General features: G+C 62.6%; 21 protein-coding genes and 1 other RNA gene. 8 read left to right on the forward strand and 14 right to left on the reverse strand.

The window, feature by feature from the left end:
• Positions 1 to 16: 16 nt before the first annotated feature.
• The 9 genes from ACMGE0_RS03890 to ACMGE0_RS03930 all read right to left on the reverse strand — a co-directional run bounded on the left by ACMGE0_RS03890 (position 17) and on the right by ACMGE0_RS03930 (position 8,268).
• A complete protein-coding gene (locus ACMGE0_RS03890; protein WP_436814557.1) occupies positions 17 to 1,759 on the reverse strand; it encodes a peptidoglycan D,D-transpeptidase FtsI family protein in 1,743 nt (580 codons plus the stop codon).
• Complete coding sequence (gene ftsL, locus ACMGE0_RS03895; RefSeq protein ID WP_436814558.1) at positions 1,759 to 2,220, reverse strand: cell division protein FtsL; 462 nt, start codon at positions 2,218 to 2,220, stop codon at positions 1,759 to 1,761. Before ftsL ends, ACMGE0_RS03890 begins: the two co-directional genes overlap by 1 nt.
• Before the next feature lie 3 nt (positions 2,221 to 2,223).
• Positions 2,224 to 3,249, reverse strand: a complete 1,026-nt coding sequence (rsmH, locus tag ACMGE0_RS03900) for a 16S rRNA (cytosine(1402)-N(4))-methyltransferase RsmH (RefSeq protein ID WP_436814559.1) — start codon at positions 3,247 to 3,249, stop codon at positions 2,224 to 2,226.
• A 14-nt stretch (positions 3,250 to 3,263) separates the two neighbouring features.
• The gene (gene mraZ / locus ACMGE0_RS03905; protein ID WP_436814560.1) at positions 3,264 to 3,710 is read right to left on the reverse strand and encodes a division/cell wall cluster transcriptional repressor MraZ; all 447 of its coding nucleotides are present in this window, start codon (positions 3,708 to 3,710) and stop codon (positions 3,264 to 3,266) included.
• A 444-nt stretch (positions 3,711 to 4,154) separates the two neighbouring features.
• Positions 4,155 to 4,594: RNase P RNA component class A (gene rnpB, locus ACMGE0_RS03910), an RNA gene on the reverse strand.
• A 40-nt stretch (positions 4,595 to 4,634) separates the two neighbouring features.
• Complete coding sequence (locus ACMGE0_RS03915) at positions 4,635 to 5,828, reverse strand: NAD(P)/FAD-dependent oxidoreductase (protein WP_436814561.1); 1,194 nt, start codon at positions 5,826 to 5,828, stop codon at positions 4,635 to 4,637.
• Positions 5,829 to 5,895: 67 nt separating this feature from the next.
• A complete protein-coding gene (locus tag ACMGE0_RS03920; protein ID WP_436814562.1) occupies positions 5,896 to 6,525 on the reverse strand; it encodes a lytic transglycosylase domain-containing protein in 630 nt (209 codons plus the stop codon).
• A 241-nt stretch (positions 6,526 to 6,766) separates the two neighbouring features.
• Complete coding sequence (locus ACMGE0_RS03925) at positions 6,767 to 7,528, reverse strand: N-acetylmuramoyl-L-alanine amidase (protein WP_436814563.1); 762 nt, start codon at positions 7,526 to 7,528, stop codon at positions 6,767 to 6,769.
• The gene (locus tag ACMGE0_RS03930) at positions 7,525 to 8,268 is read right to left on the reverse strand and encodes a TerB family tellurite resistance protein (RefSeq protein WP_436814564.1); all 744 of its coding nucleotides are present in this window, start codon (positions 8,266 to 8,268) and stop codon (positions 7,525 to 7,527) included. The genes ACMGE0_RS03925 and ACMGE0_RS03930 overlap by 4 nt, the downstream gene beginning before the upstream one ends.
• Before the next feature lie 326 nt (positions 8,269 to 8,594).
• Here ACMGE0_RS03930 and ACMGE0_RS03935 point away from each other — a divergent pair, with 326 nt between their 5' ends.
• From ACMGE0_RS03935 to ACMGE0_RS03945, 3 genes are all read left to right on the forward strand, one after another.
• On the forward strand, positions 8,595 to 9,806 hold the full coding sequence (locus tag ACMGE0_RS03935; RefSeq protein ID WP_436814565.1) for a pyrophosphate--fructose-6-phosphate 1-phosphotransferase: 1,212 nt from the start codon (positions 8,595 to 8,597) through the stop codon (positions 9,804 to 9,806).
• A gap of 45 nt (positions 9,807 to 9,851) precedes the next feature.
• Positions 9,852 to 10,487, forward strand: coding sequence for a LysE family translocator (locus ACMGE0_RS03940; protein WP_436814566.1), 636 nt, complete (start codon positions 9,852 to 9,854; stop codon positions 10,485 to 10,487).
• A 114-nt stretch (positions 10,488 to 10,601) separates the two neighbouring features.
• Positions 10,602 to 11,756 carry a transglycosylase SLT domain-containing protein gene (locus ACMGE0_RS03945; protein ID WP_436814567.1) on the forward strand — a complete coding sequence of 385 codons (1,155 nt, stop codon included), beginning with the start codon at positions 10,602 to 10,604 and terminating at the stop codon, positions 11,754 to 11,756.
• Between the two features lie 15 nt (positions 11,757 to 11,771).
• Here ACMGE0_RS03945 and ACMGE0_RS03950 read toward each other — a convergent pair whose 3' ends face one another.
• Positions 11,772 to 13,121: a serine hydrolase domain-containing protein gene (locus ACMGE0_RS03950; RefSeq protein ID WP_436814568.1), complete on the reverse strand. Its 1,350-nt coding sequence runs from the start codon at positions 13,119 to 13,121 to the stop codon at positions 11,772 to 11,774.
• A 166-nt stretch (positions 13,122 to 13,287) separates the two neighbouring features.
• Here ACMGE0_RS03950 and ACMGE0_RS03955 point away from each other — a divergent pair, with 166 nt between their 5' ends.
• From ACMGE0_RS03955 to ACMGE0_RS03975, 5 genes are all read left to right on the forward strand, one after another.
• Positions 13,288 to 14,535, forward strand: coding sequence for a BtaA family protein (locus ACMGE0_RS03955; protein WP_436814569.1), 1,248 nt, complete (start codon positions 13,288 to 13,290; stop codon positions 14,533 to 14,535).
• On the forward strand, positions 14,535 to 15,203 hold the full coding sequence (locus ACMGE0_RS03960) for a class I SAM-dependent methyltransferase (protein ID WP_436814570.1): 669 nt from the start codon (positions 14,535 to 14,537) through the stop codon (positions 15,201 to 15,203). The genes ACMGE0_RS03955 and ACMGE0_RS03960 overlap by 1 nt, the downstream gene beginning before the upstream one ends.
• A gap of 142 nt (positions 15,204 to 15,345) precedes the next feature.
• Positions 15,346 to 16,158, forward strand: a complete 813-nt coding sequence (locus ACMGE0_RS03965; RefSeq protein ID WP_436814571.1) for a glycoside hydrolase family 25 protein — start codon at positions 15,346 to 15,348, stop codon at positions 16,156 to 16,158.
• Positions 16,159 to 16,266: 108 nt separating this feature from the next.
• Positions 16,267 to 17,469, forward strand: a complete 1,203-nt coding sequence (locus tag ACMGE0_RS03970; RefSeq protein ID WP_436814572.1) for a lytic murein transglycosylase — start codon at positions 16,267 to 16,269, stop codon at positions 17,467 to 17,469.
• Between the two features lie 70 nt (positions 17,470 to 17,539).
• Entirely contained in the window at positions 17,540 to 18,484 is a 945-nt protein-coding gene (locus ACMGE0_RS03975) for a DMT family transporter (protein WP_436814573.1), read from the forward strand.
• A gap of 424 nt (positions 18,485 to 18,908) precedes the next feature.
• Here ACMGE0_RS03975 and metF read toward each other — a convergent pair whose 3' ends face one another.
• The 4 genes from metF to ettA all read right to left on the reverse strand — a co-directional run bounded on the left by metF (position 18,909) and on the right by ettA (position 25,138).
• Complete coding sequence (gene metF / locus ACMGE0_RS03980; protein ID WP_436814574.1) at positions 18,909 to 19,796, reverse strand: methylenetetrahydrofolate reductase [NAD(P)H]; 888 nt, start codon at positions 19,794 to 19,796, stop codon at positions 18,909 to 18,911.
• A 14-nt stretch (positions 19,797 to 19,810) separates the two neighbouring features.
• A complete protein-coding gene (locus ACMGE0_RS03985; RefSeq protein WP_436814575.1) occupies positions 19,811 to 20,803 on the reverse strand; it encodes an ArsR/SmtB family transcription factor in 993 nt (330 codons plus the stop codon).
• A gap of 153 nt (positions 20,804 to 20,956) precedes the next feature.
• Positions 20,957 to 23,260, reverse strand: a complete 2,304-nt coding sequence (locus ACMGE0_RS03990) for a methyl-accepting chemotaxis protein (protein WP_436814576.1) — start codon at positions 23,258 to 23,260, stop codon at positions 20,957 to 20,959.
• 228 nt (positions 23,261 to 23,488) lie between these two features.
• Complete coding sequence (gene ettA / locus ACMGE0_RS03995) at positions 23,489 to 25,138, reverse strand: energy-dependent translational throttle protein EttA (RefSeq protein WP_436814577.1); 1,650 nt, start codon at positions 25,136 to 25,138, stop codon at positions 23,489 to 23,491.
• Positions 25,139 to 25,229: the final 91 nt, after the last annotated feature.

The raw sequence follows: 25,229 nt of genomic DNA on the forward strand, positions 1-25,229 counted from the left end.
CTCAAGTTGTTATCGCTCAATAAGACACGAGCAGGGCAGAGCCGTCATTGCCGAATTTCGGCTTTACACCGAGAATAGGCGCTGCGCGGCTGATGATTTCCTTCACCATCGGCGCGGCGGACGTGGCCGCGAGCGCCGCGCCATTGCCCTTGTCGGTCTTCGGTTCATCGGAGAACGTCAGGACGACATACTGCGGATTGTCCATCGGAAAGGCCGCCAGGAACGCGTTGAAGTTCTTGTCGTGCGCGTAGCGCCCGTTGACCACCTTGTCGGCCGTGCCCGTCTTGCCGCCGACGTCGAAACCGGCAACGCGCGCATTCCTGCCGGACCCGTTGATGCCGTTCCAATCGAAAAGGAAGCGCATGTCCTTGCTGGTCGAGGGTTTGAGCACCTGGGTCGCCACCTTGTCGGCCTCCTCGCGCGTGCGCGGCAGGAAAGTCGGTTCGATCAGCTTGCCGCCATTGACGAGCGCCGCACCCGCGACGGCGGTCTGCAGCGGCGTCGTGGAGACGCCGTGGCCGAAGGAGATGGTGATCGAGTTGATCTTCTTCCATTCGCGAGGCTGGCTCGGCTGCGCCACTTCCGGAAGCTCGGTCTGCATCTTGGTCAGCAGGCCAAGCTTGGTGAGGAAGTCCTTGTGGCCTTCGATGCCGACGGCATCGGCGATCTTCGCGGTGCCGATATTGGAGGAATACTGGAAGATCTCGGGCACGCTGAGCACCCGTCCCTTGCCGTGGAAATCCTTGATGGTGAAACCGCCGATGCGGATCGGATAGCGCGCGTCGAACGTGCTCTGCAGGTTCATCTTGCCCGAGTCGAGACCCATGGCGATGGTGAAGGACTTGAAGGTGGAGCCCATTTCGAACGTGCCGTTCGACATGCGGTTGAACCACCCCTCCTCGCCGCCGACGGCCGGATTGTTGGGATCGAAATCCGGTGCGGACGCCATGCCCAGTATTTCGCCGGTATGGACGTCGAGCACGACGGCGCCGGCGCCGATGGAGCGATACTTGGTCATCGATTCGGCAACCACGTCGCGAACGATCGACTGGACGCGTAGATCGATCGACAGCTTGACCGGCTCCAGCGGCTGACTGGAGGTCATGCCCACGGCCGCGAGGTCGGCGAGCCCCTGATTGTCGACGTAGCGTTCCATGCCGGCAACGCCGCGATTGTCGATGTTGACGTAACCGACGACGTGCGCTGCGGTCGTCCCCCCCGGATAGAAGCGGCGCTTCTCCGGCCGGAAACCGATGCCGGGAATGCCGAGCGCCAGAATCTGGCTCTGCTGCTTCGGCGTGAGCTGGCGGCGCAGCCACTGGAAACGGGAATTGGACTTGAGCTTCGAATAGGTCGATCTCACGTCGAGATCGTGAAGCACGGTGGAGAGCTTTTCGATGACCTCGTCCGCATCGACGATCTTGTGCGGCTCGGCAAAGAGCGACACCGTGCGGATATCGGTCGCCAGCAATTCCCCGTTGCGATCGACGAGATCGGGCCGCGAGGCCATCAGGCGGTCCGCCGGCAGGATGCTCGACGTCGTCAGCGGCTGCGCCACGCCATACTGCACGAGGCGACCGCCGATGACGCAGTAGAAGACGGCGAAACCGGCGATCAGCAAGCCGACGCGGTTCTTGGCCTGCGCGGACTTGCGCTTGCGGGTGCCCTCGAAGGACGCGGCTTCCGAGGCGCGTCCGCGACTGCCGGAGGAAAAATGCGCCCGGCTCTTCAAGACCATGATGCGGGACAGAAAAGACATCAGCGGTTCACCGATCCTGTGGAGATGACTTCAATGGAGCCGCGCGGCAGCGGGACGGGGATTTTGGTGGCCGGCTTGGCCTTGGCGGCGGCAACGCCCTTCAGGGCCGCCGCGACCTCACTGTCCTTGCCGGCGATGATATCCTCGATCGTCGTCTCCGGCTGCGGCAGCGCCGAGCGCATCATCGGCAGCTCCTTCGGCATGGCGAGCTGGGTGGGTTCGGTCGGCGCGAGACCGAGCTCGGAATTGTAGACGTTGATGAGACGATGCAGACGGTTCGGCTGGGTCAGCAAGGCCCAGTCCGCCTTCAGGAGCTCGATCGTGTCCTTCTCCAGCTTGATTTCCGACTCCAGCCGCCGGACTTCCGCGAGCTTCTCGTCGGCGCGATGCTTGATCGTGTAGGTGACGACGGCGGCTGCCGTCATGATGCCGATCAGGACGAGATCGAAGCTTCTGAGCATTCCTTAGGCTCCCATCTTTGCGAGGCTGGCGAGATCGGGCAGATCGAAAATGGACATGTCGGCGGCCCGGGGCGGAGCATCGGTGCGGACGCCTGCCCGCAATTTGGCCGAACGGGCGCGCGGGTTGGCTTCCGCCTCCTCGTCGCTCGCGGCGATCATCGGCTTGCCGAGCGCCTCGAAGATCGCCGGCTTCGCCTCGACCATCGGCAGGTGACGCGAACCGGAAACCTTGCCGGAACGATCGGCGAAGAACTGCTTGACGATCCGGTCTTCGAGCGAATGAAAGGTGACAACGACAAGACGTCCGCCGGGTTTCAGAACCCGCTCGGCGGCAAACAGCGCCTCGGCGAGTTCGCCGAGTTCGTCGTTGACGAAGATGCGCAGCGCCTGGAAGACGCGCGTCGCCGGATGGATCTTGTCCTTGGCCTTGCGCGGATTGACCGTCTCGATGAGGTTTGCGAGGTCGCGCGTGGTGGCGAATGGCGCGACGGCACGGCGCTTTTCGATGGCGCGGGCGATCCGGCCCGCCTGCTTTTCCTCGCCCAGGAAACCGAAGATGCGGGTAAGATCGCCGGCCTTGGCGCGGTTGACGACATCGGCCGCCGAAACGCCGTCCTTCGACATGCGCATGTCGAGCGGCCCGTTCCTCTGGAAGGAGAAGCCCCGCTCCGCCTCATCGATCTGCATGGAGGAAACGCCGATATCGAACACGACGCCGTCGAGCCCACCCTCGGGAGCATGGTCGGCAAGCCGCGAGAACTGCGAATGGATGAGTTTCAGGCGCCCCCCGGAAATATCGGCCAGCGCCTGTCCGGCCGAAATCGCCGTCGGATCGCGATCGAGCGCGATCACCTCCGCGCCTGCGGCAAGCAATGCGGACGAATAACCGCCCGCGCCGAACGTGCCATCCAGGATGAGCCTGCCGGGCCGGGGATCGAGCGCCCGGACGACTTCTTCGAGGAGAACCGGGATATGGCGAACCGGTCCGCCTTCGGGCTCGGTTGTTCCGCCGCCTGGATTCGCCACCATCCCGCTCCTCTGTTTCATGAAGGACGCAAACCCGAACGCCCCTCTCTCGCCGCCGCCTGCGCCTCGTGAAACGCCTGCGGCCGCCACAACTGAAAATGATCCGAGCGCCCGACGAAGGTCACTTCCGAGCCGATTCCCGTGAAGTCGCGGATGAAATCCGTGACCATCAGCCGGCCCTCCGCGTCGAGCCTCATGAAGACGCCGCCGCCATGCACGAGCAGCGACATCCGGTTCGCCTCCAGCGAAAAAGGATCCACGGAAGCGATCTGCCGCTCGTAGCGATCGAGCAGATCCGGCCCTCCGACGCTGATCGCCGGATAGATGAAATCCTGGAGACAGTATAGCTCCTGGATTCCCCGCTCCGAAAGAACCGAACGGAAGCTCGCCGGCACGGAAACCCGCCCCTTCGCATCGATTCTGTTCGTCGCATTCGACAGGAAGCGGCTCATCACGCCAAACATCCGCCCCGTTGCAGTTCAAGACGGGACCCAGCCCGCCTGCGCACGCCGCACCGAATACGGCTTCGCCTTCCGGATGGACGAAAACCCACCCGGCCCTGCGGCCGATACTCGGGGATTGGAGGGCGCTTATTCGCCCCTGTGCAGTGCAGTTTTGGGATACCATGGGACCATATGGGCGTCAATGGGAGAAGCCCCGCTTGCCGCTCCCAAACCGGATTTATTTATAAGCCGTTAAGTTTAACAAAGGGTTATTGCTGCAAGCGGATAAACCGGCTCCGCAGACCGTCGCAAGTGAATCGCGCGGGCCTCTCAAGACGCTGCAATAAAAGGAAATTTCAGGACTAAGGCAAGGAAGGGCGCGGCCGAAAACGGCGCCCCGAAATGCGCCGTTCGCGCAGCCGGAGAGATTTATGCCGAGCCCCTTCCGGGGGGCCGATGGAGGGAAACGCCAGTTGGCCTGTAAGCCGGGTTCTGTATGGCTCCGGTGCAGGCACCGGAACGTGGCAGCCATTCATCTGGGACGATGCTTGCGCATCGCCTCACGCAACCCACCCGGATGACTGGCCCGGAAACCGGCTGTGGCCCGCGCTTTCGCTTGGGCCCGCGTCATCCCTATTCGGTCTTGCTCCCGGTGGGGTTTACCTTGCCGCCCCTGTTGCCAGCGGCGCGGTGGGCTCTTACCCCACCCTTTCACCCTTACCCCGCCATTTCAGCCGCTTGAGGTTTCCAAGCGGTAGAAAAAGCGGGGCGGTTTCCTTTCTGTGGCACTTTCCCTGGGGTCGCCCCCGCCGGGTGTTATCCGGCACCGTGTTTCCGTGGAGCCCGGACTTTCCTCACCTCACCGCCTTTCGGCATTGGTGAAGCGCGGCTGCCCGGCCAACTGGCATGCGGTCCATAACCGACATAGGAATTAAAGGCCAGAGTTTACAGGTAATTTGCCGAAAAATCCGTCGAATAGACGTCGTCCACGATCCGGCCGTGGAAGATCAGTTCCGCGCCCAGCCTGCCGATCTCGTCCGAACTCTTGGCCGCCGCGCCGCAGCCGCCACTCAAGATGCCGATGCGGTCGGCTTCGGTCATCGCGATCGCCGGATAGCCGGTCGGTGTGAACGAGGTGACGCAGGCGGCCATCGACGCGCGGGACAGATCGAGATCCGGCATCAGCCGTGTCATGATCTCGGTGAGCCGTTGCTTCGTGCTCTCGCGCCCGCCGGAGCGGAACCACGCGCGGATGTCGGGCTCGGTCGGCAACAGCAGATCATCCGGATCGCCGCCGATCTTGAGATACATCTTGCCGTCAGGATAACGCACCGGCGGCAGGAGGTAGATGCCGTCTTCGCCTTCGCGCCACTTCCAGATGAGCGACGGCACCCTGCCCCAGACATCCATCGCGGCCTCGTCCACCTCGAAGAAGGCGACGGTACGGGCATAAACCTCGAGATCAAGACGTCGCGGCAAGAGATTCTCGTTGATGGAAAATCCGCCGGCGGCGACCAGGACCTTCTCGCCCGAATAGCTGTTGCCTTCGGCGGTCGTGACCGTGACGGCGTCGCCTTCCTGGCGAACGGAAGAAACGGTTTCCGGAATGATCGCCGCGCCTTGCCGCTCGGCGAGCAGCGCCTGCGCTTTCACCAGCCGGCGCGGGTTGATATGGCCGGCATTCTTCGGCTCCCACACACCCTCGCTCCCCTGGGGGAACGAGAAGAATGGAAAACGGCCCGCCAAATCCCCATCCGTCAGCGTCTCGCTCGCGACACCGAGCCTGGCCGCCGCATCGAGAACGTTGCCGACGTAAGATGGGGCGCCGCCCGTCCGTTTCGGTCCCACCAGCAGGCAGCCGGATTCGGAGTAGAAATCGATGCCGCTCCCGGCGGCGATCTCGCCGTATCGGGCAATGGAGCGGTTGGCGAGACGCGCCCAGACGGGATCGGGATCGATCGTCCTGGTGATGCGCGCCTCGTCGTAATGGCTGGCGAAGACGCCTTCATGCCGCGCGTAATCCGCCGGCTCGCCCGGACCGATCAACGCCACGCCGTCGGTCCATCCGGAGAGGTGGCGAGCCGCGGCCGCGCCCATCATGCCTCTGCCGATAACGATAAATTTGAACCTTGCCGTCATGCCCCGTCCTCTTGATTCCATCGGCCGAAATAGCTGTTGTTCTAAGCATTTCCGGCCGACTCCGGAATCAAAATATCAGGGGTGCCGCGGGCGGGTAGCTGAGCGCAGTCGCTTCAAACGCCAGGGATGAAGGCGGCGCCGGCCGGTCCTTCGTTTCGAGGATCGCCTCCACCCGGTCGCAATAGCGCTTCGAGACGGGGTTCATCCGCTTCGCGGCATGGCCGGCATTGTATTTCAGGATGGTGCCGCACGTCTTGCCGCCGCCGCGTTCGTGGGCGCCTGCCAGATATTTCATGCCGAAGCGGATATTCGTCTCGGGGTCGTAGAGACCGTAATCCGGCCCTTCATATCCCATCAGCCGGGCGGTTGCGGGCTTGATCTGCATGAGGCCGATCTCACCGGCCTTGCCTTTCACGGTGGGGCGGAAATTGCTTTCGATCTGGACCACTGCATTGGCAAGCTCCACCGGCACGCCGTATTCATCGGCATATTTCTCGATCAAATTTGCGTAGTGAAGCTGGCGAAGGAGGCGCTTGGCAGCATCCGTAGGAGCGGCAAAGCCGGTCTCGCGCGTTTCCCATGGAATGATGAGCGGTTTGGTGTAAGTTTTGACCACGTCGTCTTGAGCGCGCACGAACTCGGTTTCCGCGGCGAGCATGGCAAGGCCCGCCGCGGCAGCAACAGCCAATTTTTTCATTGAATAAGAATGTCTCCGGACTAGCAGGCCCGCGGACATTCACACGCAAACATCCTCTCACCGCGCCGCCGGATAGACGGCGCAGTGTTCACCGAACCTGATCGTTTATCTCTGCAACCCCCGTCCACACTGGCGGCTGCGTTAACCAAGTTCTTTAGAACGAGATAATAAGGAGAGGATGTGGCACAGAAAAATTTTCTGATTTTACCGCAAAATCCATGAGCAGGGAGGTACGTTTGACCTAGCTGTATTTCGGCAGCGCCTTCAGCAGCCGATGCAATGTGTCGATGGTCGAGAAGTCGGCGATCCCGTCGACCAGCCGAGGCCGGAAATGGCGCTGGAAGGCCTCCACCACGCCCTTTGTGCGTTCGCAGAAAGTCCCCGTTATTTCAATATTGTAGCCATAGAGAGACAGCATCGACTGCAGCGCTTCGATGGGCTGGCCGCCCTCTCCGAATTGGAAAAACCGGCCGCCGCTGATCGGGGTCGGATCGATCCAATGACCGACCCCATTGGCGTGCAATTTTTCCCACGGGAAGTTCTCCCCCGGATCGACCTTGCGGATCGGCGCCACATCGGAGTGTCCGAGCACCCTCTCCGGCGGAATTTCCCATCTCGCGCCGCAATCGCGACATATTTCGGCAACCGCAGCGATCTGCTTGCCGGGGAAGTCCGGCAAACCGCCGGGATGGCCCGGATTGGCGATCTCGATGCCGATGGAACAGGAATTGATGTCCGTTTCGCCCGCCCAGGAACTCTTGCCTGCATGCCACGCGCGGCGCTCTTCCGGCACGAGCTGCACCACGCGCCCATCCTCATGAACGAAATAGTGGCTGGAAACCTGGCTTTCCTCGCGACAGAGCCAGGAGAGCGCACCGTCCGCGCTTCCCATGCCCGTATAATGCAGGACGATCATGTCCGGCTTTCGCCCGCCGGCACGTTCGCCATGATTGGGAGAAGGTCTTACCGATGCGCCGGCATAGTCGGCGGTAAAGACTGTCATGCGGCGCGGCGCTCTTTCGAAATCGCCGCATAAGCCGCGTTGAGGGCAGCCATGCGTTCGTTGGCGGCGGCATGCAGCGCGGCAGGCACGCCGCGGGCGATCAACCTGTCGGGATGATGCTCGGAGACCAGCAGCCGGTATTGCTTGCGGATCTTGGCGAAATCGTCTTCCGGCGACACGCCGAGGACAAGGTACGGGTCCGCTCCGTCGAGATGCACGTGACGCGCCATGATGCGGCGGAAATGCGCCTCGTCGATCCGGAAAATTTCTCCGATCCGGGCGAGGAAGCCGAGCTCCTTCTCGTGCACCAGCCCGTCCGCCTTGGCGATATGGAACAGGCCGTCGACCACATTTTCCAGCATCGGGCAATTTTCGGAAGCGCCGGAGCTGCAGAGACCGGCAAGCTTCGTCGCATAGGCTTCGTAGCCCGCCACGTCCTGCCGTGCGAGGTTATAGAGCCGCGCCACGTTGCGCGCCTCGTCGTCCGGAAAATCGAAGATCTGCTGGAAAGCCTTCACCTCGGCTTCGGTCACTATACCGTCGGCCTTCGCCATCTTGGCGGAGAGCGCGATGATCGCCACCGAAAAGGACACCTTCCGGCGGGTTTCCGGATCGCCCTCGAACAGCGTCCGGATCGCCTCCACCACGCGGCCGAGCGTGTTTCCGGCCGCGTCGCCGATGGCGCCGAGCAGTCGTTCCCAGAGGGAGGAAAATTGGAGGCAGGCGAAGTCGAAAATCATTGCGGCAATGGACCAGATTATCCCTGGAATTGCAAGAAGGCGGACGGCCCATCTCAGATTAAACTATGTTCATGTTTTCCGAACAATCACGGCCATTCACCGACAGGTTACCTCCTTCTGCGGCACAATCGGCGCGGCCGGTCGCCTTCGTTTTTTTCAACAGACCGGACACGGTCGTCGCGCAGTTGAACCGATTATATTCCGCCATCCTGCACCTTTGAGGCGAAGTTCCGGTTTTTCTTGAGAAATTCACTTTACAGGCGGTCGTCTCTGTCGCATCCATTCATCGGTTTTTGAACTGCACGCGCATGCGTCAAGGAGGATCGATGGCCAAACAGAAAGTAGCAATGCTGACCGCCGGAGGCCTTGCGCCCTGCCTGTCTTCCGCCGTCGGCGGGCTGATCGGGCGCTATAACGACGTCGCGCCGGAGATCGAGATGGTCGCCTACCGTTCCGGTTATCAGGGCGTCCTGCTCGGCGACCGCATCGAGATCACCCGGGACATGCGTGAAAAGGCCCATCTCCTGCATCGTTACGGCGGCTCGCCGATCGGCAACAGCCGCGTCAAGCTCACCAATGCCGCCGACTGCGTGAAGCGCGGCCTCGTCAAGGAGGGCGAAAACCCGCTTCGCGTCGCGGCCGAACGCCTGGCAGCCGACGGCATCACCATTCTCCACACGATCGGCGGCGACGACACCAACACGACCGCGGCCGACCTTGCCGCCTATCTCGGCGCCAACGGTTACGACCTGACGGTCGTCGGCCTGCCGAAGACGGTCGACAACGACGTCGTGCCGATCCGCCAGTCGCTCGGCGCGTGGACCGCCGCGGAAGTCGGGGCCTATTTCTTCGACAACGTCTCGAACGAACAGAGTGCTGCACCTCGCACACTTGTGATTCACGAAGTGATGGGACGGCACTGCGGCTGGCTTACCGCCGCGACGGCGCGCGCCTATATTCAGAAGACCAGGGACAACGAATATGTCGAAGGCTTCATGATGAACACGGCGATGAAGAATATCGACGGTCTCTATCTGCCGGAGATGGCCTTCGACCTCGACAAGGAGGCCGCCCGCCTCAAGGACGTGATGGACAAACGCGGCTTCGTGACGCTCTTCGTTTCGGAAGGCGCCTGCCTGGACGCGATCGTCGCCGAGCGCGAAGCCGCCGGCGAAACGATCAAGCGAGACGCTTTCGGGCACGTGAAGATCGACACGATCAACGTCGGCAACTGGTTCCAGAAGCAGTTCGCCGCCCTTCTCGGCGCCGAACGCTCCATGGTCCAGAAATCCGGCTATTTCGCCCGCTCCGCGCCGGCGAACGGCGACGACCTGCGCCTGATCCAGAGCATGGTCGATCTTGCCGTCGAGAGCGCCTTGAACAAGGTTTCCGGCGTGACCGGTCACGACGAAGACCAGGGCGGAAAACTGCGGACGATCGAATTCCCGAGAATCAAGGGTGGAAAACATTTCGATCTGACGGCAAGATGGTTCGGCGAGGTGATGGACCATATCGGCCAGAGCTTCGAAGCAGCTTAAGACGAGAAATGACGGACGCGCTGGCGGCGTTCGGGAGGAAATGGAATGACGGCTGAAATCTGGCTCGCTTTTGCCGCGACCGCGTTCGTTCTCGTCCTTCTGCCCAGTCCGCTTGCCTGTCTGACCGCCAGCTTCTCCCTCCAGCGCGGCCGCCGCACGGCGGTCGCCACGGTTCCCGGCCTCGCTGCCGGACTGTCTGCCGCCCTGATCGCCGCAATGGTCCCGCTTGCGCTGGTGTCCCTCTATCTGCCCGGACTGCTGGAAACCGTTTCCTGGATCGGCCTCGGCTATCTGATGCTCTACGTGCTGTGGTCCTACCAGGATCCGCGAATCTCCGGTCCGATCGCCGACAACGACAATCTCCCCGAATGCCGGATGGCGCGGATTTTCGGCTGCCTGTTCGGCAAATCCACCTTCGGCCCGCGCTATGCGGTCGTGCTTGCGGCGGTGCTGGCCCAGTTCATCGACCCCGAGCTTCCGCTTTTATCGCAGCTTCTCGAAATGCAGGCGACATTCCTCGTCTGCGCGGCGCTCGCAGCCGGAATTCACGTCTTCTTCCCCCGTCGCGTGCTCGGCCGCAAGCGGCGCGCCGCCGCCCTCAACCCAGCCTCGCGCAAGCCTCAAACACGATTCATCTCGCGGCGCGCAGTCACGGCCGGCTATCGCCGGATCGCCGCCTGAACTTTCGGCAGGTTGGCGCCGTCTTGCCGGACGTTGCCCGATGGGTTAATGAAAATTCTCTTTCGGTGGCGTTTGGGCGGACTGGGGTAACCATTTTTTCATGAAAGCGACCCAATGGCGATAATCCGATTCCTCGGCCGCGGGACCGCGGTAGCCTGTGCCGTTTCTTCGGCTCTCGTCGGATGTTCAAGTGTCGATCCCGAGCAGAAGCTTGCGGCGACCCAGACGGCGGCTCCGGCGGGGCAAGCGGCGCCCACCCAGACAGCCTCTGCCGATGGGCAGCTGATCATCCAGTACAATTCCAATCTTTCCGGCAACCAGCAGCCCCAGGGCGCTCAGCCGACACCCGCCACAGCCCAACTCGCGACAGCTCAGCCCCTCGGAGCTCCCGGCACGCAGCCGACGGTCGCGCTTGCCAAAACCGCACGGCTTCCGGTCCCCGTTCCGCCCGCCGCGGAAGCCGCTTCGATCCAGACTGCCGCAATGGCGACCCCGACAATGGCGCCGCTCGTCGCCTTCGCCGCCGCATCGACTTCGGCTGCATTTCCACCCGCGCCTGCGGCCCCCACGGCGGCTACGGCGGCAGCATCCATCCCGGCTGCGCCCTCGCCCGCCCCGGCGACATCCACCATTCTTGCGGCCTCCAAGGGTGGCCGTCTCACCCCTGCGGTGATCGCGCCTGCCGTTGCGGAAGGCAGGATCCAGCCGGCAGCCGCCCAGGCGATCGCGCTCGACGAGCCGGAATTGACGCCGGACATGGTGGCGCTGCAGTCCGTCGTGCCGACGCCGCGGCCGGATACGTCCACTCTCGCCTATGCCGCCCAGCCGAAAGCGGTCGCCGCCGTTTCAGCGATCGACAGCCGCATGGACTTCCCGCCGGCGCCTGGCGATCCGCTGCCGGCCACCGCGGCCGATGCGCCGCCGGAATTGAAAAAGCTGATCCACCGCTATGCGGGTATGTACGGGGTGCCGGAATCGCTCGTCCATCGCGTCGTGCACCGCGAAAGCCGCTACGATCCCAAGGCCTATCACAAGGACGGCTATTGGGGCCTCATGCAGATCAAGTATGCGACCGCCAAGTCGATGGGCTACGAAGGCCCGCCGAAGGGTCTGCTCGACGCCGAAACCAATCTCAAATACGCGATCAAATACCTGCGCGGCGCCTGGCTCGTCGCCGACAACAAGAACGACAACGCCATCAAGCTCTATGCGCGCGGTTATTATTACGACGCCAAGCGCAAGGACATGCTGCACGTTCTTGAAAAGTAAGTATCGGACGGCGCTTCAGGGAGCCGTGATGGTTTTGGCGACCTCTTCGACAAGCTGCAGGGGGCTGTAGCGCTCCCAGCCCGGCGTCAATCCGAGCCGAACCACGACGAGGTCCAGCGACGGGACGACGATGACGTTCTGGCCGTCGTGTCCGTCGAGGAAAAACGCATCGGCGGGAATATCGCCGCTGCGGACCGGCAGCCAGGTCTGCATCTTCGAATAACGCCCGTTCGACGTCCGGTTCGGTTCCTGCATCCGGGCGACGAAGCCTTCCGGAAGGATGCGGTTGCCGTTCCACACGCCGTCATGCGCCAGGAACAGCCCCAGCCGCGCCCAGTCGCGCGCCGTGGCATACATGTAGGAACTGCCGACAAACGTGCCGGCCTCGTCCGTTTCCATCACCGCGCTCGCCATGCCGAGCGGGCCGAACAGCGCCTTGCCGGGATAGGCGAGCGCCGCCGCCCTGTCGCCGATCCTGTCCATCCAGACCTTCGACAGCATCACGCCCACGCCGGAGGAATAGTTGAAGCGCGTACCGGGATCGGCTTCGAGGGGCAGGTCCGCGGCGAAATTCGCCATGTCCGGTTCGAGATAGAGCATGCGGGTCACATCCGCGACCGTGCCGTAATTCTCGTTGAAGGCAAGTCCGCTTTCCATCGCAAGCAGGTCGGCAAGCCGGATGTCGTTGCGCTGGTCGTTCCGCCATTGCGGGAACAGGCCTTTGTCTTCGAGCGAAAGCTTTCCGTCACGGATCAGCGTGCCGATGATCGTCGCCGTCACCGTCTTGGTCATCGACCAGCCGAGAAGCGGCGTATCCTTCGAAAAGCCCGGCCCGTAGGTTTCCCCGACGATTCGCCCTCCCTTGACGACGACGACTGCCCGCATGCCCGGACCGGTGAGAGCAGCGTCTGAAAGAAGAGCTGCAACGTTTGGATCGGATTCGATTTTTCCGCCCTCCGGCCAGAGGACGGTTTCATCGATCGCGACCGGAGCGGAACGCGCCACGTTCAACGGAGCCGGCGCGCTGCCGTCCGGCGTCACGGAGCAGCCCAGGCCCTCACGGTAGACCGCGTCATTGCCGGCGATGAAGCCGAGCAGCGCCGCACGAACCCGCTTTTCCGCCTGGTTCACGGAGACATTCATCAGACGCAGAAGCGGATGGCCCGGCGCCTGGACGTCGACCGCCAGGACCTCCTCGCTGTCGCGTCCTGCGAGAAAGACGTTGGAGCAGACGATTTTGGCGGCATAACCGCTGCCGACCCGGAGCAATTCCGGGGGTGATGTGAAGAGCCAGACAGCGAGCCCGATCACGCCCACGGCGATGACGCCGAAAACGATCTTCACAATCCGCATCAACAGCCGCATGCCCGTCTCCCGTTTCGCGGCCGCATGCAATCAGGATTCTCTCTTCTGCGGAAGGGGGGCTTCGGTGATCTGCGGCCCAATCCCCCGACCGGCCACAGGCTGCGTCATCAATCTGTTGCACGAGAGGTTTACACGCCCTGAAACTCTGGACAGGCGGGATTCGATCATGGCGGATATTGCACAGGAAGCCGGTTTTCGGAAAAACCAGAAGCTGAAGGATGCGCTTCTGCAGCATAAAGCACTCTCGCGACAGGGTTTTTCGGAAAGGCTTTTCGGGCTCCTGTTCTCCGGCCTCGTCTACCCGCAGATCTGGGAGGACCCGGATGTCGATATGGCGGCGATGGAGCTTACAGAAGGCCACACGATCGTGACGATCGCTTCCGGCGGCTGCAACATGCTGGCTTACCTCTCCCGCTCGCCGAAGAAAATCGACGTCGTCGACCTTAACCCGCATCACGTGGCGCTGAACCGCCTCAAGCTCGCCGCCTTCTGCCATCTGCCAGCTCACAGCGATGTCGTCCGGCATTTCGGAATGGACGGGATAGGGTCGAACAGCAAGAGCTACGACACGTTCATCGCGCCGAACCTCGATGCCGCGACCCGCGCCTATTGGGAAAGGCGGTCGCTCTCCGGCCGCCGCCGGATCGAAGTCTTCGACCGCAATATCTACAAGACCGGCCTGCTCGGCCGCTTCATCGGTGCCGGACATCTGATCGCCCGGCTGCACGGCATCGATCTCACCGAGATGGCGAAAGCCCGTTCGCTCCGCGAACAGCGCCAGTTCTTCGACGACCGCGTGGCACCTCTTTTCGACAAGCCGCTGATCCGCTGGGTCACCAGCCGCAAGAGCTCGCTCTTCGGCCTCGGCATCCCGCCGCAGCAATATGACGAGCTGGCGAGCCTCGCCGCCGACGGTTCGATCGCGCCGGTGCTGCGCCAGCGTCTGGAAAAGCTCGCCTGCCATTTCCCGCTGCGCGACAACTATTTCGCGTGGCAGGCTTTCGTGCGCCGCTACCCGAAGCCCGAGGAAGGCACGCTGCCGACCTATCTGAAGGCGGAGAACTACCGCGCCATCCGCGACAATGCCGAACGCGTCACGGTCCATCACGCAAGCTTCACCGAGCTTCTGGCGCAGAAACCCGCCGCGGTCGTGGACCGCTATGTGCTGCTCGACGCGCAGGACTGGATGACGGATCAGCAGCTCAACGATCTCTGGTCGGAGATCACCCGGACGGCTGCGCCCGGCGCGCGCGTGATCTTCCGCACCGCCGCCGAAAAGAGCGTGCTCGACGGCCGCCTTTCGCCGGCCCTGCTCGACCAGTGGACCTATCTGGAAGAGCGCTCCAACGAGCTCAACCTTCGGGATCGCTCGGCGATCTACGGCGGCTTCCACATCTATGTGAGAAAAGCCTGATGGCGGCGGATATGGCGGGCGCTTCCCTCCCCGGCGGTCATGCCGAACGCATGGACCGGATGTACCGGTACCAGCGCCATATCTACGATATCACCCGCAAATATTACCTCTTCGGCCGCGACCGGGCGATCGCCGGACTGCATGCGCCGCCCGGCGCGACGCTGCTCGAAGTCGGTTGTGGCACGGGCCGCAATCTCCTTCTCGCCCACCGGCACTACCCGGCGGCCAAGCTCTTCGGTCTCGACATCTCCGCCGAAATGCTGGAAAGCGCCCGGGCGAATTTCCGCGCCAAGCCGGTCATGCCCGAATTCCAGGTGGCCGACGCCACCGATTTCAAGGCTCAGGATTTCGGCGTTCAGGGTTTCGACCGCATCCTGATCTCCTATGCGCTGTCGATGATTCCCGATTGGGAAAAGGCGGTGGACGCAGCGCTTGCGGCGCTTGCGCCGAACGGCTCGCTGCACATCGTCGATTTCGGCCAGCAGGAACGTTTGCCCGGCTGGTTCGGGCGGCTGCTGAAGGCCTGGCTCACGCGCTTCCATGTCACACCCCGGGCCGATCTGCACGAAGTGCTGGAAGGCAAGCTCGCCGCGGCCGACGCCGACATGATCTTCGAGGAGATCGGCCGCGGTTATGCCTGGCATGCGGTGATCCGCCGGCGCGGTTGAGCCGACAGGCCCTCTCCCAAGCATGAACCCTCTTGCCCTAACCGATTTTTTACGACGTTATGGTGAACATGGAGTTCACGCCTCCGCTGTTTAGCGTCCGCGGGCAAGAGGCCTCCTGCATCGGCATCAACACGGGACATCCATGCCTCGGCTCCTCCTAGCCCTCCTTGCGACCGCCATCCTCGCCACGGGCTGCACGTCGTCCACCGATTACGACCTGATGGAAACGTCGTCGGTCAAGAGGATACGGTTCAAGGACACCGATCCGCAGGATTTCGGCAGGAACCACCCGGGCCGCCATGAGGTCCACGGCATCGATCTTTCCAAATGGAACGGCGACGGCATCGATTGGGCAACCGTGAAGAAGTCCGGCATCGCCTTCGTCTTCATCAAAGGAACCGAAGGCAAGGATCGCATCGACCCGGCCTTCGAAAAACACTGGCGCAATGCTGCAGCCGCCGGCATCCCGCATGCCGCCTACCATTTCTACTATTTCTGCTCGACGCCGGAAGATCAGGCGGATTGGTTCATCGCCAACGTGCCCAAGGAAGCGAACATGCTGCCGCCGGTGCTCGACATGGAATGGAACCACGCCTCCCCGACCTGCAAGCTCAGGCCGGACCCGGCGACGGTGCGTGCCGTCATGCAGCGTTTCATGGACCGTATCGAAGCCCATTACGGCAAGCGGCCGATCATCTACACGTCCGTCGACTTCCACCGCGACAATCTGGTCGGCGCCTTCAACGACTATCATTTCTGGCTGCGGTCGGTTGCGGCGCATCCGGGCGAAATCTATGCCGGCCGCCGCTGGGCCTTCTGGCAATATACGTCCACCGGCGTGGTGCCAGGCATCAAGGGCGAAACCGACATCAACGTCTTTGCAGGCACCGCCAAAAGCTGGAACAGCTGGGTTGCGACCGCCAGCGACAATAAGACCGTCGCCTCTGCGGAATAGCCATCTGGCGCTGCACGCCGCGTTGCGGTAAAAACCGCGCCGACGCCCACGTTTCGGTCACAAATCTTTAGGAAATGGGCGACGCATACTCACTCTGGGAACGCCCGAATGTCCTTTGTATCTGTCCGCCGCCTTGCCCTTGCCTCCGTCATCACCGGCTGCCTCGCCTCCGCCGCGCTCGCCCAGACGCCCGCGCCGAGCTGCGGCGGCGATCTGGGAGCCTTCCTGGAGGGAGTAAAGGCCGAAGCCGTTGCCAAGGGCATTCCCGCGAGCGCCGCCGACGAAGCGTTGGCCGGCGCCGAGATCGACCAGAAGGTCCTTTCCCGCGACCGCGCCCAGGGCGTCTTCCGTCAGACCTTCCTGGAATTCTCGCAGCGTACCGTCAGCCAGGCGCGTCTCGACATCGGCCGTCAGAAGCTGAAGCAATATGCCGAGGTTTTCGCTCGCGCCGAAAAGGAATTCGGCGTGGCACCCGGCGTGATTACCGCCTTCTGGGCGATGGAGACGGATTTCGGCGCCGTCCAGGGCGATTTCAACACGCGCAACGCCCTGGTGACGCTCTCGCACGATTGCCGCCGCCCGGAACTCTTCCGCCCGCAGCTCATCGCGCTGATCGAGATGGTTCAGCACGGCGATTTGGATCCCGCCACCAACACGGGCGCCTGGGCCGGCGAGATCGGCCAGGTGCAGATGCTGCCCGAGGACATCATCGCGCAGGGCGTGGACGGCGACGGGGACGGTCATATCAACGTCAAGAGCAGCGCGCCGGATGCCATTCTTACGGCCGCGAAATTCATCCGGAGCCTGGGCTTCAGGGCCGGCCAGCCATGGATCCAGGAAGTGACGTTGCCGGAAAACCTGCCGTGGGAGAAATCCGGCCTCGGCAACGAGGTCCCCGCCAGCGAATGGTTCAAGCTGGGTGTCACCCCGCGCGACGGCAATACCAGCTTCGGCAACCTGCCGGCCGCTCTCATCATGCCTCAGGGCCGCAAAGGCCCCACCTTCCTCACCTATCCGAATTTCGGCATCTATCTCGAGTGGAACCAGTCCTTCATCTACACGACGTCGGCTGCCTATTTCGCCACCCGGCTCTCCGGCGCTCCGCCCTATCTGAAGGGCACGCCGGAAACCGGTCTCGACGACGGCGGCATGAAGGCCCTGCAGGCCAAGCTCGAGGCCCTCGGCCATAACGTCGGCAAGATCGACGGCATCCTCGGCTCTGGCACGCGCCAGGCGGTTCAGAAGGAACAGGCACGCCTCGGTCTGCCGGCGGACGGCTGGCCGACTCAGGCGCTTCTCTCCGCTCTTTGACCGGACCGGCTGTCACTCCACAAGTTTCGGGTGGCGACTCGCTTTCCTTGCGGATATCCCCGTTTTCGACGTGAGGGAGAATCCGCATGACGGTCGCCGTCAATCCGAAACCCGGCACCACGGCCGGGCGCTCATTCTGCTGCTCGGGCTGATCTGGGGCGGATCGTTCTTCTTCGCACGCATCGCCGTGCTGGAAGTGCCGCCCTTCACGCTGGTTTTCCTGCGCCTCTTCCTGGCAGCGCTCGCGCTGCACATCTATCTTCACGGCCGCCTGGAACTCTATGAGACGCTTGCGGCCCATTGGCGCTCGTTCCTCGTCATGGGCTTCGTCAACAACGCCCTGCCCCATACGCTGATCTTCTTCGGCCAGACGGAAATTGGCGCGGGCCTGGCTTCGATCCTCAATGCGACGACACCTGTCTGGACCGTTCTCATCGCCAATCGCTGGACGGCGGACGAAAAGCTGTCGACCGCCAAGCTCGCGGGCTGCCTGCTTGGACTTGCCGGCACGGCGGTACTGATCGGGCCGGGCATCGCCTCAGCCGCGTCCGCGCCGCTCTGGGCGCTCGTCCTGCCGGTCCTCGCAGCCGTCTCCTACGGCATTGCCGGAACCTATGGCAAGCGCTTCCGCCATCTGCCGGCGCCGGTATCGGCAACCGGACAATTGACCGCTTCGACCTTGATGATGCTGCCCGTCTCGCTGATTGCCGACCAGCCCTGGACACTGCCTGCGCCATCCACCCATGCGGTGTTGGCGATCCTGGCACTGGCACTGCTGTCGACCGCTTTCGCCTACCTGCTCTTCTTCCGCATCCTGAGCATGGCGGGCGCCACCAACGCCTCTCTCGTGACGCTCGTCGTCCCTCCGAGCGCCATTCTTCTGGGCGCGCTCTTCCTCGGCGAACGGTTGGAAACGACCGATCTGGCAGGCATGCTGCTGATCGGCTTCGGCCTCGTCCTGCTCGACGGAAGACTGCTTCGCACCAGCAGCAATCGGGCCGGAAAAGTCTCATAGAGGAACGATATCCTCACGGAGTGTGACTGGAATTAACAATCATACATCACTTTTTAACGCTCCGAACCTTATCATTAGAACCATATTTATATTGAAAAATCAGATACTTATAAACTGACGAAGCGAAGTGTGCTTCGCATTCGACGGCACTGCAGCATAAAATCCGCTTCCCAAGCGACACAAAAGCGACATACACTTTAACGGTCAACGCAAGGAGGCAGACATGGGACGTACATACTCTCTCAATGTCCTGATAGTCGGTGCAGCGTTCGTGTTCGTGGTATCCATGCTCTTCATCTGAGCGCCACGCTTTCCCCCACTACAGGTCATGATCTGGCATCCGTGACGGTTTGATAATCAGCACTTCAATAAAACGCATGCTCTCACTTAGAGCATGCGTTTTTTAGTTTCGGCCTATTGCGGTTCAGGCCGCAGCGGTGCGCGCGTCGCGGAACTGACCGCGTCCGAGGCGCTGCAGCACGGCCGAGACGAGCGGTGCGCGATTCATCGTATAGATATGGAAATCGTGGATGCCGCGCCGGATCAGATCCTCGATCTGTTCCGCGGCGATATCCGCAGCCACTTCGGCACGCTCCTCGGGCTTCTCGTCCATTCCGTCCAGGCGCGCATCCAGGAACGCCGGGACGGATGCCCCGCAGCGCCGCGCGAAACGCTTCAACTGGGCAAGATTCTGGATAGGCATGATGCCCGGCACGATCGGTATGGCGATCCCGGTCGCGCGCACCTTTTCCAGGTACCGTTCGAAGACGTCGTTGTCGAAGAAGAACTGCGTGAGCGCCCGATGCGCGCCGGCATCGGCCTTGCTCTTCAAAGTTTCGATGTCCGCTGCGATGTCCGGGCTTTCCGGGTGCTTTTCCGGATAGGCCGAGACCGAGATATCGAAATCACCGTATTCTACAAGGCCGCGCACCAGATCGGCCGTGCGGGAATATCCCTGCGGATGCGGCACATAGGCCGTGCCGACACCGGTCGTCGGGTCGCCGCGCAATGCGACGATGCGACGGACGCCGGCGGCACGGAAATCCTCGATGACCGCGCGGACCTCCTCACGGGACGCATCGACGCAGGTAAGGTGCGCCGCGGTCGGCAGCTCCATCTCGCCGATCATCCGCTTGACGGCGGCAAGGGTCGGCTCCTTGGTGGAACCGCCCGCGCCATAGGTCATGGTGATGAAATCCGGCTCCCAGACCGAAAGCTGCTCGACTGTCTGCCAGAGCTGCCGCTCCATTTCATCCGACTTCGGCGGAAAGTATTCGAAGGAGACGCTGAAAGGTTCGCGGAGGGCGGTCATTGGGTCCAGCTCCCTTAGAGGACGGTTTGGAATTCTGCAGAGGCAGGATTGGCAATGAGCAGCCGGCGGTCGCGGGCAAGCCAGACGGTGGCCGTCAGCGCACCTTCCCTGCCGGAACCGAGATCGATCGCCTGCTCGACTTCGAGACCGACCTTCTCGAGCCATTCCGCCATTACCTGATGGGAAAATCCAAGACGCACATGGGCGTGCTCATCGCGCAGATATTCGAGCGTATGGGGCGCAAGGTCGACGATCAGCAGACGGCCGCCCGGACGCAGCACGCGCGCGGCCTCCGCGATCGCCAGTTCCGGCTGATCCAGGAAGTGCAGCACCTGGTGGATGGTAACCAGGTCGAAATCCTGACCTTCGAGCGGCAGGTTGAGAATATCGCCGTGGCGGACGGAGGCATTGACGATGCCGGCCTTGTCGAGATTGGCACGGGCGACCGCGAGCATGTCGCGGCTCGCATCGATGCCGACGGCGCGGCGGTAATGGTTGGAGAGAAGCTTAAGAATCCAGCCCGTGCCCGTGCCGAGGTCGAGAAGCGTGTCGATCGGCGTCGTGCCGACAAGCTTGAGCAGGGCCGCCTCGACGGCCGCGTCGCTGACATGCAGGCGCAGCGCATCCCATTCGGCTGCATTGCGGCTGAAATAGGCCTGGGCACGCTCCGCCCGCAGGCGCTTGACCGTCGCAAGCCGTTCGCTGTCGCGCAGGAGCACCGGATCATCCTCGGAGGCCGCGGCAAGCAGCGTCCGGACGAGGGCGGCCGCCTTTCCCTCGTGCTTCAGGCGAAAATAGGCCCAGGCACCTTCCTGGTACCGGTCGATCAGGGCCTCTTCGGCCAACAGCTTCAGATGCCGCGAAATGCGCGGCTGCGATTGTCCCAGGATTTCCGTAAGATCGGTGACGGTGAGGTCGCTGGCGCCGAGCAGGGCCAGCAGGCGGAAGCGCGTCGGCTCGCCTGCCGTCTTCAGAACGTCCACCAGGGTATCGAGCGCCAGACCCATGAAGCCATATCCTTATCCAATCAAGATATAAAGATATGTTTATATGATTTCACGCGTTAGCGCAAGCGATAACTGATTGATGGGCATTGGATAAAACAAAGAAGGCGGCCAAGGCCGCCCTCTCCGGTCATCCCTGCCAATTTGATGGCCCGGTCAGAATTCCTCCCACTCGTCCGCGGACTGCGCAACGGCGACATTGCCATGTGCGACAGCCGGGCGCGAAGGGACCGGACGGCTCGGCGGAGCCGCGGCCGGTCGGGACACCGGTGCCGGCGCTGCCGGAGCGCGCATGCGCGCGGCGGTTTCGCGGAGCTGGCCCGATGAGCTGTTCCCCAGCTGGAAGTGCGACAGCAGATCGCTGAGCTTGGCGCTTTCCTGGGCAAGTCCTGCCCCCGCTGCATTCATCTCCTCCACCATCGCGGCGTTCTGCTGGGTCGATTGGTCCATGTGGTTGACGGCGGTATTGACCTGCGCGAGGCCGACCGACTGTTCCTGTGCCGCAGTCGCGATCGCATCCATATGACCGTTGACGGTCTGGACGAGCTGTTCGATGACGCCCAAACCTTCGCCCGTATCGCTGACGAGCTTGACGCCCTCGGAGACGGCCACTGCCGAGTTGGAGATCAGTCCCTTGATCTCCTTGGCGGCATTTGCCGAACGCTGGGCGAGTTCCCGGACTTCCTGCGCGACGACGGCGAAGCCCTTGCCTGCGTCGCCGGCGCGAGCCGCCTCGACGCCCGCGTTGAGGGCAAGGAGGTTGGTCTGGAAGGCGATCTCGTCGATCACGCCGATGATCTGGCCGATCTGCTGGGAAGACTTCTCGATGCGCTCCATGGCAACGACCGCATTGCGAACCACCTGGCCCGACTGATCGGCGCGTGTGCGGGCGTCGCGGACGATATCCCGGGCTTCCGAAGTCCGCTTGGAGGTCGCCACCACATTGGCGGTGATTTCCTCAAGCGCCGCAGCCGTCTCCTCCAGAGAGGCCGCCTGCTGTTCGGTGCGCTTGGAAAGATCGTCCGAAGCATCGGAAATCTCCCGCGAGCCGCTGTTGACGGTCGCGACGGAACTGCCGACGCTCAGAAGCGCGTCGCGAAGCTGACGAACCGAAATATTGAAATCGTGGCGCAGGCCTTCGAACTGCGGCGCCAAGGCTTCGTGAACCTCGCAGAGCATGTCGCCGTCGGCGAGACGACGCAGGCTTGCGGCGAGCGCGCCGGTCGCCTGGTTGAGACGCGCCTCGGCCTCTGCCTCCGCCTGGCGCTGCAGTTCGAGGCGCTCGATCTCCGAGCGGCGGCGATTGGCTTCCGCCTCCGCTTCGAGCTCGTTGTTGCGGATGGCAGCCTCGCGGAAGACCTCGACGGAGCGGGCCATGTCGCCGATGCCGTCCGCCCGGTCGGCATAGGGAATGGCCTCTTCGGTATTGCCGCCGGCGAGGCTCGCCATGCGATCGCCGATTCCGCGGATCGATTTGGAGAGGCCGCGGACGACAAGGAAGCCGAAGCAGGCGACGATGGCAATCAAGCCCAGGAGCAGACCGCTGATCGTCCAGAGGTCATTGGAAGCAGCCGTGGTCTGGCTGTTGGCAAGACGCACCAGTTCGCCGGAAGCCTCATCGACGAGGTCGGCGGCAAACAGCCGGCGCTTTTCCATCGCGTCGATCCAGCGATCATGGTCCGTGCCGGCAGGAGTATAGGATTGCAGCGCATCGAAGGTCTTCAGGAGGTTGGTTGCGAAAGCGCCCTCGGGAGTGCTCCAAAAGCCATCGAGCTTCGCCAGCACCGTCGGCGTCAGCGAAGAACGCATATGCTTCTCGTAGATACGCACCTGCTGGCGGCCCTGTACGTAGCGGGCGATTTCCTCGGGCGTCAAAGCGCCGTTCCTGGCGAACTGCTGGCCCATGCGCGTCACGATCGCATAGCCGTTATTGATCTGCACCAGCGCATGAATGCCGTCTATGGCGCGCGCCAGGCCACGGTCCGCGGTCATGTTGGCAACGCGCGCCACGGTATCGAGCGTCTGCTGCGACAGAGGCGTAAGATATTGCGCGGTCAAAAGCGGGTTCTTGTCGCCGGCATCGATCTTCGCACGGAATTCCGCCATGCGGCTGAACCGCTCTTCCAATCCGGCGATCGCCTCGTCGAGACCGCGATCGGCCAGGCCCTGGGCCTTGATGTTGGCGTGATTGTCGACCAGCATCTTTTCGACCGCATCCACGCGGGCGCGCGCCGCGGTACGCTCCGCAGGCCCGGCGTAACTTTCAGCGGAAATCGCATTCATCATGCTGCCGGCTGGCGCCACCAAATCCGCGAGAATTCGAGCCTTGTCGAATTGCTTGTATTTCTCATAGGCATTCAGCCCTAGACCCACACCGAGCACGATGGTGGCGGCGGTGGGTATGACGGCAAGAAGCGTCAGCGATGTACGGAAAGGCAAGCGTTCGATCAGACGCAGCATGAAATCGATCCTCGAAATAAGTCCGTCTTCATGACGCGTCGAAGGCCCGGCAAGACATGGACCCTCCTGAGAGCAGAACTACGCAAGAACCTTTGCGAATGTCTTGCCTTCTGCCAAGAAAGAATCCCCCGCAATTCCTGGGGGTCAAAGATTTACCTTTTACTTACCCCTTCAAAATGCAAAACCCCGGCGCAAGGCCGGGGTTTTGGTTAGGAATAGCCAAAAAGCTCAGCGGGTAAGGCGCTTGTAGGTGACCCGCTTCGGATTGACCGAATCCGCGCCGAGGCGGCGGATCTTGTCGGCCTCGTAATCCTCGAAATTGCCTTCGAACCACTCGACATGGCTGTCGCCTTCGAAGGCAAGGATATGCGTGGCCAGGCGGTCCAGGAACATGCGATCGTGGCTGATGATGACCGCGCAGCCCGCAAAGTTCTCAAGCGCATCCTCGAGCGCCGACAGCGTTTCCGTGTCGAGATCGTTGGTCGGTTCGTCGAGCAGGATGACGTTGCCGCCCGCCTTCAGCATCTTGGCGAGGTGCACACGGTTTCTCTGGCCGCCGGACAGCGTGCCGACCTTCTGCTGCTGGTCGCCGCCCTTGAAGTTGAAGGCGCCGCAATAGGCGCGCGAATTCATCTCGTGCTTGCCGAGCTTGATGATATCGTTGCCGCCGGAGATTTCCTCCCAGACGGTCTTGTTGCCGTCGAGCGAATCGCGGCTCTGGTCGACATAGCCGAGATGGACGGTTTCGCCGATGCGGATATCGCCGCCGTCCGGCTTTTCCTGGCCGGTGATCAGACGGAAGAGCGTCGTCTTGCCGGCGCCGTTCGGACCGATGACGCCGACGATGCCGCCGGGCGGCAGCTTGAAGGTCAGGTCTTCGAAGAGCACCCGGTCGCCATAGGTCTTCGAGATGTTCTCGGCTTCGATGACCACCTGGCCGAGGCGTTCGCCGACGGGAATGATGATCTGGGCTTCGCCGGGACGCCGGTCCTCGGCGGCCTTGACCAGTTCGTCATAGGCACGGATACGGGCCTTCGACTTCGCCTGGCGGGCCTTCGGGCTCGACGCGATCCATTCCTGTTCGCGGGTGAGCGCCTTCTGCCGCGCGGCCTCCTCGCGGCCTTCCTGGGTCATGCGCTTGGCCTTCGCCTGCAGATAGGCCGAGTAATTGCCTTCGTAGGGGATGCCGCGGCCACGGTCGAGCTCGAGGATCCAGCCCGTGACATTGTCGAGGAAGTAACGGTCGTGGGTGATCATCAGCACGGCGCCCGGATATTCGCGCAGGTGCTTTTCGAGCCACGCGATGGTTTCGGCGTCGAGATGGTTGGTCGGTTCGTCGAGCAGCAGCAGGTCCGGCTGCGCCAGAAGCAGCTTGCAAAGAGCCACGCGGCGCTTCTCGCCTCCTGAAAGGTTATCGACCGAGGCGTCGCCGGGCGGGCAGCGCAATGCGTCCATCGCCATCTCGACCTGGCTTTCGAGATCCCAGAGGTTCTGGCTGTCGATGATGTCCTGCAGCTTGGCGCCCTCTTCCGCCGTCTCGTCGGAATAGTTCATCATCAGCTCGTTGTAGCGGTCGAGGATCGCCTTCTTGTCGGCGACGCCTTCCATGACGTTGCCCATGACGTCCTTGGACGGATCGAGCTGCGGCTCCTGCGGCAGGTAGCCGAGCGTCGCGCCTTCGGCGAGCCAGGCTTCGCCGGTGAATTCCTTGTCGAGCCCGGCCATGATGCGCAGCACGGTCGACTTACCGGCGCCGTTCGGGCCGAGGATGCCGATCTTCGCATCGGGATAGAAGGAAAGATGGATGTTTTCCAAAACCTTCTTGTTGCCATAGGCCTTGTTGAGGCCGGCCATGTGATAAATGAACTGACGTGCCATGGATAAACTGCTCCGCGGGGGATCTTTCGTTTGCCGCTATGTAGTGCATCGAACCGAAAAGTGTGAAGCGCTTTTCGGAAAAATCCGATGG

The organism is Neorhizobium descurainiae (genome assembly GCF_051400715.1).
Lineage (GTDB): Bacteria > Pseudomonadota > Alphaproteobacteria > Rhizobiales > Rhizobiaceae > Neorhizobium.

Bases quoted from the DNA above. Each gene is read 5' to 3' on its own strand.
- mraZ (WP_436814560.1), bottom strand. From the start codon at position 3,710: ATGTTTGGCGTGATGAGCCGCTTCCTGTCGAATGCGACGAACAGAATC.
- ACMGE0_RS03970 (WP_436814572.1), top strand. From the start codon at position 16,267: ATGTCCTTTGTATCTGTCCGCCGCCTTGCCCTTGCCTCCGTCATCACC.
- ACMGE0_RS03965 (WP_436814571.1), top strand. From the start codon at position 15,346: ATGCCTCGGCTCCTCCTAGCCCTCCTTGCGACCGCCATCCTCGCCACG.
- metF (WP_436814574.1), bottom strand. From the start codon at position 19,796: ATGACCGCCCTCCGCGAACCTTTCAGCGTCTCCTTCGAATACTTTCCG.
- ACMGE0_RS03935 (WP_436814565.1), top strand. From the start codon at position 8,595: ATGGCCAAACAGAAAGTAGCAATGCTGACCGCCGGAGGCCTTGCGCCC.
- ettA (WP_436814577.1), bottom strand. From the start codon at position 25,138: ATGGCACGTCAGTTCATTTATCACATGGCCGGCCTCAACAAGGCCTAT.
- ftsL (WP_436814558.1), bottom strand. From the start codon at position 2,220: ATGCTCAGAAGCTTCGATCTCGTCCTGATCGGCATCATGACGGCAGCC.
- ACMGE0_RS03915 (WP_436814561.1), bottom strand. From the start codon at position 5,828: ATGACGGCAAGGTTCAAATTTATCGTTATCGGCAGAGGCATGATGGGC.
- ACMGE0_RS03930 (WP_436814564.1), bottom strand. From the start codon at position 8,268: ATGATTTTCGACTTCGCCTGCCTCCAATTTTCCTCCCTCTGGGAACGA.
- ACMGE0_RS03890 (WP_436814557.1), bottom strand. From the start codon at position 1,759: ATGTCTTTTCTGTCCCGCATCATGGTCTTGAAGAGCCGGGCGCATTTT.
- rsmH (WP_436814559.1), bottom strand. From the start codon at position 3,249: ATGGTGGCGAATCCAGGCGGCGGAACAACCGAGCCCGAAGGCGGACCG.
- ACMGE0_RS03940 (WP_436814566.1), top strand. From the start codon at position 9,852: ATGACGGCTGAAATCTGGCTCGCTTTTGCCGCGACCGCGTTCGTTCTC.
- ACMGE0_RS03945 (WP_436814567.1), top strand. From the start codon at position 10,602: ATGGCGATAATCCGATTCCTCGGCCGCGGGACCGCGGTAGCCTGTGCC.
- ACMGE0_RS03925 (WP_436814563.1), bottom strand. From the start codon at position 7,528: ATGACAGTCTTTACCGCCGACTATGCCGGCGCATCGGTAAGACCTTCT.
- ACMGE0_RS03955 (WP_436814569.1), top strand. From the start codon at position 13,288: ATGGCGGATATTGCACAGGAAGCCGGTTTTCGGAAAAACCAGAAGCTG.
- ACMGE0_RS03990 (WP_436814576.1), bottom strand. From the start codon at position 23,260: ATGCTGCGTCTGATCGAACGCTTGCCTTTCCGTACATCGCTGACGCTT.
- ACMGE0_RS03920 (WP_436814562.1), bottom strand. From the start codon at position 6,525: ATGAAAAAATTGGCTGTTGCTGCCGCGGCGGGCCTTGCCATGCTCGCC.
- ACMGE0_RS03950 (WP_436814568.1), bottom strand. From the start codon at position 13,121: ATGCGGCTGTTGATGCGGATTGTGAAGATCGTTTTCGGCGTCATCGCC.
- ACMGE0_RS03960 (WP_436814570.1), top strand. From the start codon at position 14,535: ATGGCGGCGGATATGGCGGGCGCTTCCCTCCCCGGCGGTCATGCCGAA.
- ACMGE0_RS03985 (WP_436814575.1), bottom strand. From the start codon at position 20,803: ATGGGTCTGGCGCTCGATACCCTGGTGGACGTTCTGAAGACGGCAGGC.